This window comes from Flavobacterium sp. ST-158, from assembly GCF_058309975.1.
In genome coordinates this window covers 170,490-190,702 of sequence record NZ_JBZEEN010000006.1, presented here as the reverse complement: position 1 = coordinate 190,702, position 20,213 = coordinate 170,490, and the positions used below count along the sequence as shown (strand labels likewise).

10 protein-coding genes are annotated in these 20,213 nt (G+C 36.9%); 4 read left to right on the top strand and 6 right to left on the bottom strand.

The window, feature by feature from the left end:
- Positions 1–100: 100 nt before the first annotated feature.
- The 3 genes from AC4FRF_RS10875 to AC4FRF_RS10865 all read left to right on the top strand — a co-directional run bounded on the left by AC4FRF_RS10875 (position 101) and on the right by AC4FRF_RS10865 (position 6,068).
- Positions 101–1,462 carry a rhamnogalacturonan acetylesterase gene (locus tag AC4FRF_RS10875; protein WP_491159543.1) on the top strand — a complete coding sequence of 454 codons (1,362 nt, stop codon included), beginning with the start codon at positions 101–103 and terminating at the stop codon, positions 1,460–1,462.
- Positions 1,463–1,479: 17 nt separating this feature from the next.
- On the top strand, positions 1,480–4,338 hold the full coding sequence (locus tag AC4FRF_RS10870) for a glycoside hydrolase family 2 TIM barrel-domain containing protein (protein WP_491159542.1): 2,859 nt from the start codon (positions 1,480–1,482) through the stop codon (positions 4,336–4,338).
- Between the two features lie 188 nt (positions 4,339–4,526).
- Positions 4,527–6,068 carry a rhamnogalacturonan acetylesterase gene (locus AC4FRF_RS10865; protein ID WP_491159540.1) on the top strand — a complete coding sequence of 514 codons (1,542 nt, stop codon included), beginning with the start codon at positions 4,527–4,529 and terminating at the stop codon, positions 6,066–6,068.
- Between the two features lie 90 nt (positions 6,069–6,158).
- On the opposite strand, the gene AC4FRF_RS10860 is transcribed toward AC4FRF_RS10865, so the two are convergent.
- Entirely contained in the window at positions 6,159–8,624 is a 2,466-nt protein-coding gene (locus AC4FRF_RS10860) for a glycosyl hydrolase 115 family protein (RefSeq protein ID WP_491159538.1), read from the bottom strand.
- Positions 8,625–8,780: 156 nt separating this feature from the next.
- Here AC4FRF_RS10860 and AC4FRF_RS10855 point away from each other — a divergent pair, with 156 nt between their 5' ends.
- The gene (locus AC4FRF_RS10855; RefSeq protein ID WP_491159536.1) at positions 8,781–9,758 is read left to right on the top strand and encodes a pectinesterase family protein; all 978 of its coding nucleotides are present in this window, start codon (positions 8,781–8,783) and stop codon (positions 9,756–9,758) included.
- Positions 9,759–10,422: 664 nt separating this feature from the next.
- Here AC4FRF_RS10855 and AC4FRF_RS10850 read toward each other — a convergent pair.
- The 5 genes from AC4FRF_RS10850 to AC4FRF_RS10830 form a co-directional block, all read right to left on the bottom strand.
- Positions 10,423–10,950 carry a hypothetical protein gene (locus AC4FRF_RS10850; RefSeq protein ID WP_491159535.1) on the bottom strand — a complete coding sequence of 176 codons (528 nt, stop codon included), beginning with the start codon at positions 10,948–10,950 and terminating at the stop codon, positions 10,423–10,425.
- 201 nt (positions 10,951–11,151) lie between these two features.
- Positions 11,152–12,996, bottom strand: coding sequence for a rhamnogalacturonan lyase (locus AC4FRF_RS10845; RefSeq protein WP_491159534.1), 1,845 nt, complete (start codon positions 12,994–12,996; stop codon positions 11,152–11,154).
- Between the two features lie 367 nt (positions 12,997–13,363).
- The gene (locus AC4FRF_RS10840) at positions 13,364–15,496 is read right to left on the bottom strand and encodes a hypothetical protein (RefSeq protein WP_491159533.1); all 2,133 of its coding nucleotides are present in this window, start codon (positions 15,494–15,496) and stop codon (positions 13,364–13,366) included.
- Positions 15,497–15,499: 3 nt separating this feature from the next.
- Positions 15,500–16,579: a glycoside hydrolase family protein gene (locus AC4FRF_RS10835; RefSeq protein WP_491159532.1), complete on the bottom strand. Its 1,080-nt coding sequence runs from the start codon at positions 16,577–16,579 to the stop codon at positions 15,500–15,502.
- Positions 16,580–16,581: 2 nt separating this feature from the next.
- Positions 16,582–20,205 (bottom strand): DUF4450 domain-containing protein, encoded by a 3,624-nt coding sequence (locus AC4FRF_RS10830; RefSeq protein ID WP_491159531.1) that lies wholly within the window; start codon positions 20,203–20,205, stop codon positions 16,582–16,584.
- Positions 20,206–20,213 lie beyond the last annotated feature (8 nt).

Genomic DNA, 20,213 nt, shown 5'->3' with positions numbered 1-20,213 from the left:
AATAAGGGCTTAATTTAGGTATTGCATAACAGTGCAGGATACTGAATTATTTTGAAAAAACTACTTTAGTCAATTATTTTAAAAATGTATAGTGATTATTATGATTCAAATAAAAAAGTTGTTTCTTTTGTTTTTTGTGGCAGGTGTTTTTAATATTTCTTGTTCGGCTTCGGCATCAGCAAGGTTAACATCTAAAGAGAAAGCAGAGCAAACATTGAAATTAGATGAGAAAAAAGTTTTTTACTTTGGTAAAAAAGCAAAAAAATCAGAAGGAACCATAGTTGTCAATCAATCGTTAAGTTATGATGCAGCAGTTGGTTATGGTTTTGATTTTAATTCCGAGGCTAATGTTTCAATGAATGCAAATTCCTTTGCATCAAAGGTACCTACTTATTTTTCGGTAAAACTTCCTGAAGGAAATTATCAGGTTTCAGTAGTTTTTGGGAGCGAAACTAGAAGCACTAATACTACAATTAAAGCAGAATCAAGAAGATTAATGCTCGATCAGCAAGTTCTTAAAAAGGGAGAATCTGCAATCAAAAAATTCAATGTAAATGTAAGAACGCCTAAAATTGACAATCACTCAAAAATCAGTTTGAAAGATCGTGATTTAGGACAACTCAACTGGGATGATAAATTAACTCTAGAGTTTCTGGGTGATGTTGAAATCAAAAGTATAACTATTACTCCAATAACGGATGTGAAAACAGTTTATTTAGCTGGAGATTCTACTGTAACCGATCAGGATTTAGAGCCTTGGGCTTCCTGGGGACAGTTTATTACCAATTATTTTGATGAGAATGTAGTCGTGGCGAATTATGCTGTTTCAGGAGGTACGTTGCGTTCTTTTAAAGCTGCTTTACGATTGAAAAAAGTCTTGTCAGTGATTAAACCCGGAGATTATTTAATCGTTGAATATGCGCATAATGACGAGAAAGAAAAAGGAGAAGGGATAGGGCCTTGGGAATCGTATTCAGCTTCTTTGCGTGAATTTGTGCAGGCAGCCAGAGATAAAGGTGCAAATCCTATCTTGATTACTCCGGTGCAACGTCGTGCTTTTAATACCGACGGGACTTTAAAACTTACTCATGGAGATTATCCAGATGCGATGCGCAAAGTAGCTCAGGAAATGAATGTTCCTTTAGTTGATCTTACTAAATTAACAACCACCTTATACGAAAGCTGGGGCGATGAACCATCCCGAAAAGCTTTTGTGCAATATCCAGCCAATACTTTTCCAGGGCAAAATAAAAAGTTAGAAGACAATACGCATTTTAACTCTTTTGGAGCCAATGAGATTGCGTTGTGTGTGATAAAAGGACTCCGCGATTTGAACAGCCCTTTGGCTAATTATTTTATAAAAGATTTGCCTTCATACAATCCTAATCAACCAAATGCTTTTGCAAAATGGACATTGCCTATGAGCCTTCGTTTTGAAACTGTAAAACCAGATGGTAACTAATTCTTATATTTAAAATTATGTTTTTTAAAAAATCATTACAAGCGGCAGTTGCATTATGTCTTCCTTTTTTAGGAGCTATACATGTAAATGCACAAGAAACTACTAAGGTCTTTCTTTCTGGAACTGACTTTGAACATCCCGTAAAGTGGGATTTTATGTGTACTGACGGAGCAAATAGTAAACAATGGTCCAAAATAAATGTGCCTTCCAACTGGGAGTTGCAAGGTTTTGGAGAATACACATATGGTCGTTGGTATAAAGAATTGAATCAAAAAGAACCAAGTAAAGAAGAAGGTTTTTATAAACACGAATTTAAAATAGCTGCTGCTGATAAAGGCAAAACTATTTATATCGTTTTTGGCGCAGCCATGACGGATACGGAAGTTAAGATCAATGGTAAATCTGCAGGACCAATTCATCAGGGAGGTTTTTATGAATTCAAATACGATATTTCAGCATTAATCAATTACGGAGGAACAAATGTTCTAGAAGCACATGTTTCCAAACATTCAGCTAATAATTCGGTAAATGCAGCAGAGAGAAAGGCGGATTGGTGGCTTTTTGGTGGGATTTATCGTCCTGTTTGGTTAGAAATAAAACCTAACCAAAATATTGCCCATGTAGCAGTAGATGCTAAAATGGACGGAACTTTAAATGCGGAATTGGATTTGCAGAATATTGCTCAAAAAAGTACTGTTATAGCTTCCGTTACAGCGGATGGAAGTGATAAGGTTTTAGGTAGTTTTTCTTTTGATGTAAATGCTAAAGAGATTAAAAAAGCCATTAGCATGAAGTTTTCGAATATCAAAGCTTGGAGTCCAGAAACGCCTAATTTGTATTATCTAAAATTAGAGTTGAAACAAAACGGAAAATCGATTCATGAGATTACAGAACGAATTGGTTTTAGAACGCTGGAGTTTATCAAAAAAGATGGTATTTATGTGAATGGCAAAAAGATTATCATGAAAGGGATTAACCGTCATGAGATTTGGCCAGAATCGGGTAGAAGTACCAGCAAGCGTATAAGCATCATGGATGTGAATTTGTTGAAAGATATGAACATGAATGCCGTTCGTGGACATTATCCAGCCGATAGTCATTTTTTACAGGTTTGTGATTCCTTAGGGATTTTTGTGTTAGATGAATTAGCAGGTTGGCAAAATTCTTATGATACTGAAACAGGAAGTAAATTAGTAAAAGAAATGGTCACTCGTGATGTGAATCACGCATCTGTTATTATTTGGGACAATGGAAACGAAGGCGGATGGAATTATAAAGTAGATAGTATTTTTAGAGATTTAGATCCACAAAAACGTATTGTAATTCATCCTTGGTCTGACTTTAACGGTTGGGATGCACATCATTATCCAGCCTATCAAACTGGAGTTCATCGTTTTGTAAATGGTGAAAATGTTTTCTTTCCAACAGAGTTTATGCACGCCACTTACGATAATGGAGGAGGAGCAGGATTAGAAGATTTTTGGAATCACTTTAAAGAAAGTCCATTGTTTGCGGGTGGATTTATTTGGGTTTTTTGTGACGAAGCTGTAAAAAGAGTTGATTGGAAAGGAAAAGAACAATTTGATTCTAAAGGTTCTTTGGCAGCTGATGGAGTTCTAGGGCCACATCGAGAAAAAGAAGGAAGTTTTTATGCTATTAAAGAAATTTGGGCTCCTATTCAATTTGCGCCTTTAAGTATTACTTCTAAATTTGATGGTGCATTTTTTATTAGCAACGATTATATCTATAGCAATTTGAATTCTTGTACCATGGAATACAAAGTGGTTAAAGGGGATAAAGAGGCTTTTTATACAAAGAATTCTTCAAGCATTTTAGATAAAGGAAAAATCGAAATCCCAAGTATTGAACCAGGCGAAACTTCGAAAATAAAAATCCCTGTTGCTGCTAACTTTTTTGAAGGGGATTGGGTTGAAATTACGGCTCATGATCAACATGGAAGAGAAATTTATACTTGGACTTGGGCCATTCATAAAGCCAATTATTTTGCTGATAAATTTTTGTTGAAAAAAGAAACAAAAGCTAAAGTTAGTATTAAGGATGAAGCAGTATCAGTGGCTTTAATTAGCAAAGATGTTCAGGTTACTTTTGATAAAAAAACAGGAAAAATTATCTCAGTTAAAAACAAAAACGGAATTGTGCCTTTAACTAATGGACCAACACCAATTGGGATGATTGCTGAGGCAAAAAGCCTTACAACTTCTATCGAACATAATGAAGCTATTTGTACAGTAAATTATGTAGGTGGGATAAAAACGATCAAATGGACGATGACTGCTGATGGTCGTTTAAAAATGGAAATGTTAGCGCTTAAAGACGCAGGAGCAAGCAGTGGTTTTGATGGAGCTTTTGTTCAAGATAAGGTAGATACTTTTGGTATCACTTTTGATTTCCCTGAAGAAGGAGTGGAAAGCATGAAATGGTTTGGAAAAGGACCTTATCACGTTTGGAAAAACAGAATTAAAGGGACTACTTTTGGAATTTGGGAGAAAGACTACAATCAAACTATTCCTGGAGAAAGTTTTGAAGATATGGTTTTGCCTGAGTTTAAAGGTTATCATGCTGATTTATTTGCAGCATCTTTAAAAGCAAAAGGAAATAATAGTTTTAAAATGTTTTCTGCTTCGGATAAAGTGTTTTTACGATTATTTACACCGGATTTACCTAAAAATGCTTTTGAAGGGACTCATCCTCAACCAGCTTTTCCAGAAGGAAATATTTCTTTTATGTATGAAATTGCAGCTATGCGTTCGTTCAAGCCGTTAGAGCATCACGGGCCACACAGTCAACCAGCAAGCATCCGAATTAAAAGTGGGGACGAAGGAATTCAAATGAATTTATGGTTTGATTTCAGGTAAAAAAAATAATAATTTATTCTGCTACGAATGCTCGAATGAGTTTTTTAAATAGTATTACTGGATTTTACTTATTACTATTGACAAAGTCGAATTGTATTTGTGAAACTAAAATGCACCAAGATTGATAAGGAAAAATTAGTGCATTCGTGGAAAAAAAATGAGAAAAAACAATAAAAAATAACTAAAAAATGAAAATTAATAAATTAATGCTATTTGCTTTTTTTGCACTTTTTTTAGTGCAATTTCAAGCAGAAGCACAACAAAAAATTACAGTATATACCGTTGGTGATTCTACGGTTAAAAATGGTCGTGGTGATGGGACAGGAGGTCTTTGGGGCTGGGGCGATTACATCGGACAGTTTTTAGATAGTACTAAAGTAAAAGTAGAAAACCATGCCTTAGGAGGAACAAGTAGCAGAACCTATCAAAATTTAGGTTTGTGGGATGCCGTATACAAAAAATTAAAAAAAGGCGATTATGTCCTGATTCAGTGGGGACACAATGATGATGGTCCGCTTAATGATACTATAAGAGCAAGAGGAACTATAAAAGGAATCTCTGATAAGTCTGAAAAAATTGTGAATATGATTACCAAAAAGCCAGAAGTGGTTCATTCTTATGGTTGGTATATTCGCAAAGTAGTAAAAGAAGCGAAAGAAAAAGGAGCTATTCCGGTAGTCATGTCGCCAATTCCTAGAAATACTTGGAAAGATGGAAAATTACCAAGAAATAACACTTCTTATGGATTGTGGGCGAAACAAATTGCTGACCAAGAAAAAGTGACTTTCATTGATTTGAATGATAGAATGGCTTCTAAATTGGAGAAATTTGGAGAAGCTAATGTAACTGGAACGTATTTTTATCAAAAAGATCATACACATCCATCTGCTAAAGGGGCAGTGCTGGCAGCGACTTCCATTATTGAAGGATTGAAAGTTTCGACCAATTCTTTGAAGAATTATATCTTAGAAAATCCAGTAATTAAATTGCCTAGAAAGATTAATGTATTCCTTATAGGTGATTCTACTATGGCTGAAAATAACAATGAAAATGCAGTAGGTTGGGGCGTGATGGTTTCTCGTTATTTTGATACTACTCGTGTAAATATTGTTAATAAAGCAAGAGGAGGAAGGAGTTCACGTACTTTTGATTTTGAAGGGCTTTGGGATAAAGCTAAAAAAGAGTTTTTACCAGGTGATTTTGTTATTATTCAATTTGGTCATAACGACGCCGGTAAAATTGACAGCGAAAAATTTAGAGGTTCTATTAACGGAATTGGTGATGAAACACAACAAGTAAATCGTGGTGACACTTTAACAGAAACCGTGCATACTTATGGTTGGTATTTAAAGAAGTTTATTCGCGAAACTAAAGAAAAAGGCGCGACTCCAATTGTGATGAGCTTAACGCCAAGAAACGAATGGCCAAATGGAAAAGTTGAGCAAAGAAGTACTACTTATGTAAAATGGGCTCAGGAAGTAGCAACAGAGGAAAAAGCAGATTATATTGATTTGAGTGATAAAGTAGCTCAAAAATACCAAGCTTTAGGACAGGAAGCTGTAAAAGCATTTTTCCCAAAAGATCATACGCATACAGGTAGAGCAGGAGCAAATACTGTTGCAGAAACCGCTGCTGAAGAACTAAGAAATTTAAAAGGAAGTAAGATTAGAGATTTAGTTTTAAGTAAAAAAGAAATTGAAAATTTGCCTCCTGTGCAGTTGGTTAAATAAATAAAGTATTCTATGTCAGTCTGAGCTTGTCGAAGACCTTAGTACATTTCGACAGGCTCAAGGTGACAATAATAAAAATATGAGATACCGTTATTCAAATGGTATCTCATATTTTTTTTGCCCTTTAGGGTAAATTGCCAATTGATCAATGATAATTCCAGTTTGATTTACTTCAATGGTGACGCTATGTTTTCCAGCTTTTTCTATTTTGATAGGTAAAGTAAAAATAGCTGCATTTCGCAACACATTGGCTTTCCAGTTGGCATCCCTGTCATAACTGTTTAACTTGAAAGTTTTATTGGTATTTGAATCAAATGAAATGGTTGCTTGATGGTTGGAATCGTTAGAGTGTGTCGGAATAAAACGGACTTCCACTTCATAATCTCCGGTTTGATCAGTTTCAAAAGTATAAGTTACCGAAGGTTTTTCGGCTTCAAAATAAGCCGATTTTAAAGGGAATAAGGTTAGGGCAGCGTTGCTATATCCTAAACCGTCAATCGCTTTCCAGTTGTAGTTTTTTGCTCCTTTTTTAGAGGTAAATTCATTTGCTTGAATAGCAATAGCTTCATTTTTTGGATTTAGACCTTTATTTTCGTCCACTTTTGGTAAGTTGGCATAATAGATAGGCTGATAAACCGGTAAGTTTCGGGGAGCCATATTCATGAAGTGATTCCATTTGCCATTACTTAATTTCGTATTGTAAAAATGGGTCAAAGTTTCGATTTGGCTATAGGCATCTTTAGATAAATTCAGGTATTTTTCTTTGGTAAGCTGATCGGTTGTTGCTAAAGCCAAATTCCAGTACAAGAATTTACGATTCATATAGGCAGCACTTTTTACAGGATATGCTACCAATTGAAACCAGGCGTCTTTTCGTTCTTCCGGAATGGAAGCCGATAGCAGATCTACTTTCTGCATTAAAGTGTCATAAAGCGTTATTCTCCTTAAGGCCTCGTCTGTTGTAAAATCAGAAGGTTTAATCTGGGTTGTGGGTTCTGTTTGACTCCATCCCATGAATTCCGGTTTGCGTAACATCGCTAATCGGTAATATTCGCTCATTACTGAACTTACTTCATTGGCAACTTTATCGTTAAATTCTCTGGCTGCCCAGTTTTTTAAATGTTGGTTTATTCCATCTGATGGAATCGAATTAATATCCCAGGCAAGATCCATGAAAAACTCCAAATCATACTCGGCTGGTTTGATGTCGCCCACATTTACAATCCACATTTTTTGATCGCCATTAGCATAAGCTCGTGACATTTCTTCCCAAATTAATCCGGGTTGGGTAGTACATAACCAAAGGTAATCATGAGGTCTTCCCCAGTAACTTATATGGTAATACACCCCGCCGCCGGCTGCTCTTTTTTGTTCTTTTTCATCGCTGAAACGTCTGATGTAACCGTAATTATCGTCGGTCCACATCAGGGTCACGTCTTCGGGAATTTTCATGCCTTTGTTGTATTGTTCCAAAACTTCTTTGTACGGAATCATTACCTGCGGAATGGATGTAATGGGTTTTTTGAAAGTCGAAGTCAGCATTTCGCGTTGCGTAGCGATGATTTTTTCAACCATATTTTTGGCGTCTTCGGCATTTTTAGCCCCTTCCATCTGGCTGTCGTGAGCACCACGCATGCCCAGAGTCATGATGGTTTCGGCTTTGCTGTCTTTGATTTCATCCAGCCTGTCCTGCCAGTATTGATTGATAGTCGCAGCATTAGTGAAATAATTAAAATCGCCCATGGTTTCCTTTTTCCACTCATCCACATTGTTGCGCATCATGGGTTCGGCATGGGAAGTTCCTAAAAGGATATGGTATTTTTGTGCCATTTCTTTATTGCCTTCTATTTTAAAAAAGGCTTTAGTTGAAGGATGCATAGCTGGCCAAATCGTGTTGGCTTTCAGACGCAACAGCAATTGAAATATTTTCTCATAGGTTTTTGGACCAATATCTCCAGTTTCTTTTTCAAAAGTTTTTGCCGCCCAAGGTTGTAATCCCCAGTCTTCATCGTTCAAAAAGATACCGCGAAATTGTACCGAAGGACTTTCAGTAATACCTTCTTTTGGAAGTTCTAATGCTAGTTTTTCTTTTTTAATATTGTTGACATCAGCCCACCATTTCCATGGCGAAACTCCCAGTCTTTCGGCGACTTCAAAGATTCCGTAAACGGTTCCTCGGACATCGCTACCTACAATATATAAGTTGTTTTTTTTGTTACGAATAGTAAATTTTTCCCAAGCACCTACTATGTCGTTTTTTGACTTCGTATCATTTTTAAACAGCTTATCTTTGATTTGACCAATGTAAATTCCGTTTCCAGCAGTTGCTTTTTGGGTCGAAATAATTTGTGGTTTCTGCCCTGTAATTTCCTCAATATCGGTAGCCAATTCGTTTACGGCCCATAGAACGAGTTCATCGGCTTTGGTATCGATATAAATCGAGACTACTTTGTTTTTATCGGCAATTAGGAACGAATTTTGTTTTTGCTGACTATAAAAAAGTTGCGTTGAAAAAAGAACGATCAGTATTAAAGAGTATTGAATTTTGCTGGACATTTAGACTGGTTTTAATAGCTGTCTAAAATACTATAATATGTTCAAAATAAGAAGTGATTTTCTGTTTTTTGTAAAATGCAATCGATTACTATAAATCGGCTTTTTTTCTGTATTTTTGAAGTTTATAAGTTTTTAAAGTACAATTTTTTATTAGTCATGATGAGGAAATTTTTAGTGTTATTGTTTGCTGTTTTTGTGAATTCGATGTTTGCCCAGAACCCAACCAAAATTACGGTGGCTCCGGATGGAAGCGGTGATTATAAAACCGTGGGAGAAGCCATTGAAGCCGCAAATACAGATACTCAGGCAGTTTTGATTTTCATCAAAAATGGAATTTATAAGGAGAAATTGGTGATTCCTTCGTCTAAACCGCGATTGACTTTAGTAGGGGAGGATAAAGAGAAAACCATTATTACTAATGATGATTATTCCGGAAAACCGAATCCCAATTCGAGACGAAACTTTGGAACTTCCGATTCTTATACCCTTTTGGTTCGTGCCGATGATGTTCGAATAGAAAATCTAACCATTGAAAATAGTTGGTGCGAAAAAGGACAGGCGGTTTCCTTGTGTGCAAAAGGAGAACGTTTTATCATTAAAAATTCGAGAATTTTAGGTTGTCAGGACACTTTGCTTACCGATGGAGATGGCTATTATCAGTATTATGAAAATTGCTATATCGAGGGAACGACCGATTTTATTTTTGGTTCGGCAGTGGCCGTTTTTGAAAACTGTGTCATCAAAAGCAAGATGAATTCTTATATCACTGCAGCCTCCACACCCGAAAATCAGGCGTTTGGTTATGTTTTTAGGAATTGCAAATTGATTGCAGATGCTGGGGTGACGAAAGTTTTCTTAGGTCGTCCGTGGCGCCCTTTTGCGCAAACGGTTTTTATGAATTGTGATTTAGGAAAACACATTTTGCCGGAAGGTTGGAATCCTTGGAAAGACGAACGTTATCCAGACAAGGACAAAACCGCTTTTTATGCGGAATACAACAACAAAGGAAAAGGAGCCAAAACGAATAAAAGAGTGGCTTGGTCACACCAATTAACTAAACAAGAAGCAGCTAAATATACTTTACAAAATATATTTCCTAAGGATGATTTTTGGAAAACTGTTGGTGGGAAATAGAAATTTAGCTCCGCAAAGTCTGTGACTTTGAGGAAGCGTTAATCTGTCTTTGACAGATATAAAAAAAGCACGCAGATTTTGCAGATTTCAGCAGATAATTATTCAGTAATCTGCGGAAATCTGCAAAATCTGCGTGAAAATTGAATATTTGAACTGGAAAAATTTAAAAAGAACCGCGTTGCAAACTCTTTGGTTAGTTCTTAAAAGTAAGTAGGTACTCTTTGTGAACGAGCACCAGATGAAATTTCTATTAAAAAAAAACATAAATACCAGTCAATATAATCAATTCTATTAGTGTTATTACCCAGTAATTGTTTATAAATTTTTGAAATAAAAAATCTATCAATATTAAAATTCCGCATAATAAAATTAAGCCGATTCCAGCAAATAATCCCCAACCTTCGGGACCAGAATTTATCATAAAATAAACGGAGAAACATAAAATGGCGACTGAAGAAATATTACCAATCGTTGGGCGGTAATTATATGTTTTTTTGGTTATGTTCATTTTGCAATAGGTTTTTTCGAGTTTTTCATTAGCCTTAATGTTCTGAGGCTACAACGGTGGATGTTTTTTTGAAAGACCGCGTTATAAACGCTTTGCTTAGTTCTTAAAAGTAAGTAGGTACTCGTTGCAAACGAGCACCAGATGGGTTAGTTTAGTTTAGTTTCGTATCATTATTCCGTCCTTTTCATTTTGGTCCAAATTTGTTCCCATTTTACTTTTTTTGTAATATTTTAATCCTGCAATTTGATAGTTTACTTTAGATTTCTTTTTTGTTGTAATAAACACGCATCCATTTATTCCGTTTTTTCCAAATAGAGAACAACAAGAATTATTTTCTGAAATACTTATCGTTTCTATTTTTTTAATATCTAAAATTTCATTTGCAAAATTTTTTACTTTTTCATTATCAATAATGTCAAGTCGGTAAATATATTTCATATCGACTAAATAAATTTTAGAATATTTTTTAGTGTTTTCTGTTTGACCATTTAAAGCAATTAAATCTTTTTCATCAAATTTTAAGGTGTCATTTAGTATTTCACTTTTGAGGTTTACGACGAATATATTTAAACTATCGTTATTAATTTTAATCAAATTTGTTTTCTGTAAAATCGGCTCATTTTTCTGTCCATTTGCATTTACAAAACTCAAAAATGACAATAAGATTAAAATGTATTTTTTCATAAATATTCTTATTTCTCCATTTTCGGTTACAATTACCGCCAAATTGCGTATAACCGCTATAAAGTAGCGCTAACACACCCAAATTAAGGTAGATTGGCGCTATTCTATGGTTTATTTGCTAAGATAAATAAAAAAATAATTTCTTACAAAAAAAGCACGGCTTACACCGTGCTTTTTGGAAATATATTTAAGATAACCGTTTTAAGGAACCAATTTAATATTGGGTTTTGGAGCGGGTTTCATGCCGGTTCCCATATAAAAACTGGTATGTGGTGGCTGGTTGTAACCTACGTTTTGCCAGGCAATGGCAAGTCGGTATTGTGAATCGTGCATCAGGGTGTATTGCCGGATGTCTGTTGGAATTGTTGTAGAATAGATACGCAATTCGCTGTTGTCATTGCTTCGCAAAATCAATTCTTCTCTCCAGTCGCCTAGAATATCGGCAGAAAGAGCAGGTGTGGATTTTGAGCCATTATTAGAACGGGCACCTTCGGCCGTGAATAGGCGTCCTTTGCCATATTTGTCAATATAGTTTCCATTTAAAATTTCTCTCGAAGTATCGCCATCCCAATAAATTAAGAAATTGGTAGAGCTTGGAGATTCACCAATTTTATTTCCTTTGATATCATATAAGCCACGAGAACCGGACCACCACATTTGGGCACCCACTCTTGTCGCATCGATATTATCGGCAACGCCTCTTCCCACATCTTCATCATCCATGGCGGTAAATAAAACTTTGCCATTGGCAGCCGAAAACAAAGCCACACCCGGACCTTTAGTGCCTTCTTCTATTTCGTGAACGCCAAAAACTTCCTGACCCGGAATTTCAGGATCTAAATCGCTCACGTGTAGGGCATCGCCATGTCTAAATCCTGTAGTGTATAAACCTTTGCCATTGTCATCAACCACCATAGAACCAAAAATGATTTCGTCTTTGCCATCATTATCCACGTCGGCAATAGAGAGTCCGTGATTTCCCATTCCCGAAAAAGGATTGTTTCCGTCTTTAGTATCGAAAACCCATCTGGAGGTCAGTTTTTTATCTTTAAAATCAAAAGCAGCTATCACAATACGGCCGTAATACCCACGACACATCACTACGCTGGGGTGAATTCCATCCAGGTACGCCACGCAGGCCGTAAAACGATCGACCCTGTTTCCGGTGTTGTCGTTTTTTCCGTTGCCGCCTTTTCCGCCCCATTTTCCAATGTCGCCTCTTTCAGGAATGTATGGAACTGTATTGACAATTTTTCCCGTCTTTCCGTCAAAAACAGTCAGGTATTCCGGACCTTGCAATATTTTTCCAAAAGTAGCCGATTTTGGATTCAAATCTCTCCAGTCTTTTGAAGTATCTCCTACCACATTATTAGTGCTGTCAGTAGTTCCATCGGCGGTTTTGCAAACCAGTTCGGCTATGCCATCACCGTCTAAATCATAGACCATAAATTGGGTATAGTGAGCGCCTTCGCGAATGTTTTTACCCAAATTGATTTCCCATAGAAATTTTCCGTCTAAAGTATAGGCTTGAAAAACGGGAGGGTCTGTTAATCCTTTAAAAGAGTTATCAGCTCCCTTTCCAGTCATGTGGACCACCAAATCATAACGGCCATCGCCATCCAAATCGCCAACAGAGCAATCGTTTGGAATATAACCTTCTTTTGCTTTAAGAGGAATAGACAAATAATTTTTATCAGGACTATTGGCGGCTATGCTAAAACTGCCTTTTGCTTCTTGTTCAACTCCGTTTAAAACGGTTTTTACAAACCAACTATTGTCCTCGGTAGGATTGGCTTTATCATCAATAAGATTAGTTGCTCCGCTAATGGGTTTGTCGTTTACTCGAATGGCTGCTTTTGTACCACTTTTTCGATACAAATTGAAAGCTAAATTATCGGCATCGGTACCCAGAACGCGCCAGCTTACATAAAAATGGTCGTTTTCTTTTACAGCAATGAGCCCTCGGTCTAAGGATTCCATTTGTCTTTGACTAAATGCAGCAAGAGATAAATGGAAAACGAGTATTGCTAAGAGGAATTTTTTCATTATGGTTTAGGGTTTGGTTAATTGGTTAAAGAGGATTAGACTGTGAATAAGCAAAAAAGTTTAAAGAGTTGAAGTCTTTTTTGTAAAAAATGTTTTTTCAGATTCCAATGTCCTTAACTTTCGCAGTCGAGTGTCAAATGTTTGAAGAATACGTAGAAAGAAAAGCTGTTTGAGCGAAGCGAGTTCTTTTCTTTCAGTATTCGAAAACTAATTTGACCGACGAGGAAGTGTAAGACTTGAAATCGAAGATTCATGAATACCGAAAAACAATTTTAATGCATGAATATTTTTTTGTTTCTTTTTTGATCAAGCAAAAAAGAAATTTAAAAAAAATCCTGAGAATTAAAAACTCTCAGGATTTAGCTTATTAAAACATTTTTTCAAGACCTTCCCATCGTACATTCCATTTTCCATCTTTGGGGAAACCAGGATTTTTTTCGGTTGTTCCATCCCAACCCGCACACATCATAGCAACAGCGGTAAGCAATCCACCGTTTCCAGGCAAGTAAAGAGGTAAGCGGTCTTCCTGATAATTGTGTCCGTTAGCTAAATAAGTGTTTTTTTGAACATCCATAAATAGCGCATCGACAGCTTTGTTAGGTATTCCTAAACGAGCGGCAGTCATAGCTGTCATAGGGAAATCCCAACCCCAGGTTTCGTTCCATGACCATGTTTTCCAAATCAAATCAAAAGTATTTTTCATGATTTTTTTATCTAATAGAGTTGTTTCAGGTAACATTCCATAAGTACCAAAAACAGAAGGGTGATCGGTTTTGTATTCCGGATTCGTATAGGAATCAGTGGCACTTTCAGTGGCTAAATACACATTTTCCTGTACAGGCAATGGCGATAATTGGGCAATAACTTGTTTCCATTTGGCTACTTCCGGTTCGCCTAAACGTTTTTTCCATTCTAAAGCCGTATTTAAAGCCCAATTCCAATAGGCTAATTCGTAAGTTGGATTAAAGGTTTCGGTTGCTTTAAAACGCTCTTGCGCAGGAATAACACCAGGTCCCAATATGTATCGCTTTTTGGCTTGGTCATAGTAAGCAAAAGAGGCCATAAAATCAGCAGTTGCAAACACGCGTTTTTTGTATAAATCTAAAGTTGCTTTATCCTTGTGATCACGATACATTAACTCGGCATAGGTGATAAAATGGGGCTGTTGCCAAATTAATAAAGCACCAATAGACGATGGCGCTTCGTTGCCATCTGGATCGGTCATTTTTTGCCATCTTACCCCATCAAAACCTTGTCTCTCGGCAATTTTTTTAGCATTATCATATACTTTGTTGTACCAAGGCAGGCTTTTTTCCAACAAACCAGCTCTTCCCCATAATGGGAAATGTACGCCATGCCACCAGTGCATTTCTAAGTGCGGTTTTCCGTACCAGCTGTTGTAAGTTAAACCAGTTTCCTGTGGTGGTTCATTTCCTGTACATTGTAGTTTAGTTAAATATTGTGATAAAACGACACGACGTTCTAATTCAAATGCGCGTTCATCAGTACATTGTGAAAAATCAACTGCACCTCCGCTTTTCCAGAACTTTTCCCATCCCGAAATACTGCTGGATTGAACAGCTGCAACATCCGGAATTGCCATTTTTCCTTTGTGAGCCGGAGCAAATTCGCAACTGAATTCAAATTCACTGTTTTTAGAAGGAGTCAGCAGGTAATAATGCGCTTCTTTTTGAGCGACTGCGGCTGTTCCTTTCCATTTTAATCCCACATTATAGGTAATCGAGTCCATTTTATGGGTAATGATGGCTTCGTTTTTTCCGTTGTTTGAAAGTGTGCTGGTATAGGCAAAATCAGCTTTCCATAAATTCCCATTATCACCCCATTTCATGGTTGGGAAAGGAATACGCATACGAATTTTTAATTGTCCTTTTTTTATTAAATCAGAGGCAACTTTCACCCCAATAACATTTTTTTCTTGGTGTGAAGCCGTCCATACTTTTACGGGAGTACCTTCCAATGTAAAACTACTTTCTATTTCTCCCGTCCAAACATTTAGTGTTTGTTTGATGTTTTTTATATCCGATGGTTGCGCTAAAGTTCCGTCTTTTTTGTAAAATTCAAAACCTAAATTTCCCAGTTGCAATCGGTGGGCATTGGCACGGAAATATTCCACGGCTTTTACAGCATGATCAGGTGTTTTTATTTGTACCGAATAAGGGATTTGTCTGCCGTTTTGGTCGTAATCTCTTAATGTTTCTTCAAACTTGTAATTTTCCGTATTGGGTAAAGCATCCCATCCCCATTCTGATTGCGTTCCTAACGGAAGACCTGCCTGATAATAATCCGGGAATGTCTGTAATCCGGTAGCATCAACGGTAAAGGCAAAAGTTCCGTTTCCGACTGATAACGAATTCAATGTATCAATTTTAGTGATGTTAACATTATGTCTGGTTACAACTGCTTTTCGGTCAATTTTATCCTGTGCTTTTGCTGTGGTTAGTAACAAACACAGGGAAACTGCGATGAATACTTTTTTCATATATTATAATTTTTGATTGATTTTAAAGATAAATGCGGAAGCGGTTTCATATTTTCCGCCTTGCGAAGCGGTAAACAGATAAGTAGGTTTTCCGTTTTGAAATAAGAGTTGTGGTCTTTCGATTCTGCCGTATCGGTTTAAATGTTTTGGAGCTGGAGGTTGGTTGATATATTTACTGAGCTCCTGATAGCCTATTAAAGGTTCTGACCAGTGTTTCCCATCTTTGGATTCCATATACAAACCTTTGTCCATTCCAAAAACGCCCATGTCGCGGGCAATCATTTTGAATTTGCCGTTTTCATACCATACATAGGCATCTTCGCATTGCTGATTATTGCCCATATTGTGAAAATCAACCACGGGATTTCCTGTATATTTTGTATAAGGTCCCTGTAGTGATTTGGCTGTAGCCAAACCATATTTTCGGTTTCCTTTGATTTCAAATTTGGGATGTACATAACCTTCGGTATCTAGTGATTTGTAATATAGCCAGTATTCTCCATTATGTTTTATGAAGGAAGGATTAGTAGTTAATAAATCGTCCCATTCTTCTTCTTTTCCCGGTAATAGTAAAGGTTCATCCGGTCTTGTCCATGGTCCGTACAAAGAATCTGCGGTGGCCAGACCAATGCGTTTGGTATTCATTTTTCCATTAGAATTCCCTAAAAAGAATAAAGCATATTTTCCATCTACAAAGTGAATACTCGGATTGTGGCAAGTGGTTGCATCCCAATAGCCAGTTCCTCTTGGCGAAAGCACTGTACTTACATATTCATAAGGACCTTCGGGTTTATCAGCAACAGCATGGGCTATTTCAGAACTGCTGATCCAGCCTCCCATACCTTTGGCTTTAGGCCAACGGGAAAAAAACACATGAATTTTTCCGTCAGGACCTTCTATCGGGCTGTTGCACCACACATAGTAATCTTCAAATTCTAAGGCACGCCCCACAGGAGTTAAGCTTTTGGCAAAATCAGAAAGTTTGGGTTCTTTCTCCATAGTTAAAAAATCATGAGCATGCACAGGTAGAAAGGCTGCTAATGAAGCCAAGAATGTGGTGCCTAAAAATTCTTTTCTATTCATACTTAGTCTCTGTTTAACGTTAAACTCATAATTCCAATAATGACTTCATTGGCAATGGCTTTAATTTCTATATTTTTCAGCGTTTTATTTTTGTTCAGCGGTATGTCAATAATTGTTCCAGCTCCGCCTTCAACGCCAAAATCACTGAATCCTTTTATCGATTTGAAATCTGTAAAATCGCGTGTAATCTTTCCTGATTTTAAATATACTCGGGGTGGTTTTTGCGCATTGGTGGTAAAAGCATAACCATCTGTATAATAATCCTGCTCAATAGGCCACCAATTTTCAGGGTTTTTCAGTTCTAGTTTTTCAGTACTTCCATCCGAGTAAGTTACCACAATTTCTCCATTAGTAAAACGGCTTTGCATGTGGTTGGTACTTCCTGCCATCATTAAATACGCCTGAGATGCTTTTCCCGAAAGGGGAATAGAAAGCGCATTAGGAAAATTATCCCATTGCGATACAAAAGCAATGTTTTTATCAGCAGAAGGCGTTGCAAAAGGAATTCCTTGCGGACTGATAATCTGGTTGTTTGTACCTGCTTTAGCTCTTAAGCCAGAGTCGTCAATGATTGGTTTTATAAAAGGGTAACACCAGTTTCCAATACCTTGAGTTGGGATTTGTAAACTAGGCGATTGCGCTCTTGGACTTAGGTATTTATTCTCAAAAATGTTGGTAATTTTGTCGTTAAATACGCTGCCTAAAGATACCGTTTCCCATTTTGTTTTTGGATTACTGGCAATGTCCCAATTGGTAAAACTCAAATTGGTTTTAGTTCCATCTTCAAAATTCATTTCCACTTGATTGGTTCCCGAAACCAATTGGTCTGTAGGAATTGCAATGCTGTTTTCTGAATTGGCTTGTAAACTAAATTTCGTTTTACTTCCTTTTTGATTCGGAATAAAGAAACCGTTTACCGCTTTTTTAGTATTGTTTTTGATAGCTACTACAGCATTTTCTCCTTTCACGGTATTTGAAACAATTTCAAGATTAGATTTGATATTGATATCAATGGCTTGCCACCAAATCATTTCTTTTTGTTTCAGTTTGACAAAAAATGATTTGTTACCAATAGTATTGGCAATTGCAGTAATTTCATTGTTGTTTACAACGGCATTTTTAAGAGCGTTTTGAGGATCTTTTAGCTCTAAAATTGTTGCTTTAGCGGTTGTGATTTTTATGTTTTCGCCTTCGCAAATGGGCGAAGGATTTTCAAGTTGTTCCAGTGACGAATCACTCCAGGAAATTTCTATTTGGTACAAATCAGCATAAGCGATTTCGATACTGATTTTTGGACTTCCAATAGTTCCATCAATCATTTTCCATTGCACTTCTTTTCCATTAACAATCACTTTGCTAATGGTTGAATGAGTAGCGTTAACTATTAAATTTAAATTCATTTTTGCCGAAAAATGAGGTGTAATTTGGTAAATGTCAGTATTGTTTTTTCTTTCGAAAGAAAAAGCTACATCAGGAATTTCAAGAGCTGCATGATTCCATGATTTTGGTAATCCCGGTTGGATAGTTAAAGTATTTTTAAGCGCATCAGGCTGAATTCCGAATAAACCTTCTACTAATGTTCTTCCTGCCATTCCTACGGGGTCGGCAAAATCACGATATAATTCGCCACGAATGGCATCCTGAAATAATAATTGTTCAAAGCCACCCGGACAAGCGCCAAGGTACATGCTTTCGATTAAACCACTTTCCCAAAGTTGGTATGCTTTTTCTGATTGTCCACCTTGCCAGTACGCCAGCGCTGTGTGTAGAATTTCAGCAAGTGCCACGTTATTCACAGACCAGGTATACGGTTGCCAGTTTGTTGTGGAAATTAATTCCAGATGGTCTTTGTCTAATCCTTCAGCCGCTACCGGAATATGAGGGATTTCGTTGTCTACAAAACGCAATGCCTGATAAGCCTGAAACGGATTGGCAATTTCGCTGTCCAAAGCGTGATATATCGTCCAGATTCCCGGAGTGTCATGTGTCAATTGGTAGCCTAAAAGGTCTTTGTATTCTGCAAAAGTCCCTTTGTTATTTTTCCATAATTTTTCCTGTATAGCCTGATAAATGTGAGCCGCTTCTTTGGCATAAGAAGAACCGTCTTTACCCACAATTCGAGCTAAATCAGCAGCCATTTTATTGGCATAATAATTATATGCTGAAGTATAAGTGACTCCGCCACCGCTGTAGCCCAATCCGTCACTTGCCCAGATGGCTGCATAGGCATCATACAATCCATCGCCATCTACGTCGTAATTTCTTTTTTCCCAAGCCAGATGTCTTTTGATAACAGGCCACATTTTTTTTAGAAATTCTACATCGCCTGTCCATTTAAAATGACGAATTAATTGGTCAATAAAAACCAAATTCATGTCATAATGATGGGCTATGTCATTCCTGTTTGGATTGCGACTAATATATCCGCTACTGAACATAGAAGTGCCTATTTTTTCTAATTGGCGGGCATAATTTCTGGTAGTATCTGGAACAACTGGACCTGTTTCTGGAGTTATTACTTGCGAATTTCCATAGCTTTCAAAATGTGTTTTTGCTCGGTCGTGCCATCCTAATGGGTCAGCAACATACGCACCACGCCAGGCATTGAGATACATTCGCCAGGCAATGGCACCGTGAAGATAGGCTGGATTTTCCCAAATAGCATCGGCAGCCATCGCCAGAGCGCCACCTAAAGTATTGATGTAAGGATCAGGAGTGTTTACTTTTATTCGGTTGGCCATTTGTTCGCTTTGAGCAATGGCTTTTTGGAATTTTTCGGCTATTGATTTTTGAGTTGTATTATCAATTTTTGTGGTATTTTCAAATAACCAATAATCTCCTTCTTTGGAAAATTGGTTTAATTGTCCAATTATCATCGGAACCGAATCGGCTTTTGAAGTATAATTTTCTAAAGGTGTTTTTTGAAAATTAGCACTACCTAAATGAACCTTTGAATTAGGGAAAACAGCATTAATTACTTGAGTGTTTTCGGTTACTTTTTTACTGCTTTCGGAACCATAAGAAAGTGCAAAACTGTTTTTATTAATTTGGTATTGATTGTTGATACAATATTCAGGATGTAAATAAAACACGGATTCTGGGTCGCCACCAATATCTCCATTTCTAGAGAATTTTTTACCACTAGCACCTCCAAAAGCCCAAAAAAGTACGCTGTTTTTAGGAACCGTATTTCCATTTACTTTAATAATATAACCTTCGCTATCCACCATGGCTACAATTTGAACACTTAAAGTTCCGTTACCTAGTAAGGTATCTTTAATTTGGTATTCAACAGTTCCTGGGGTGTATTTTGTATCTATTTTATCGGCTTCGGTAATCCATTTGCTGTTTTTTCCATTGCTAATCCCCAATTTTAAATTACCGCCCATGCCAGGCATGTAAGTGGCAAATTCAGGTAAATCGCCAGCTTCGACTCTAAAAGCGGTATTGCTCCCGTATAAAGCGCGATTGAATTTACGGGTTCCGTTTTTTAGAACAAAACTTTTACCTTGAGGAGCGTAATGGATTTTTCGGTTTTCTCCATGCCAAACATTTTGACTTTGTGCCGTTACATTTGGAACAGCAAAAGACAGACAGAGAAGTGAAATGGATACTTTAAATTTCATTATAAAGG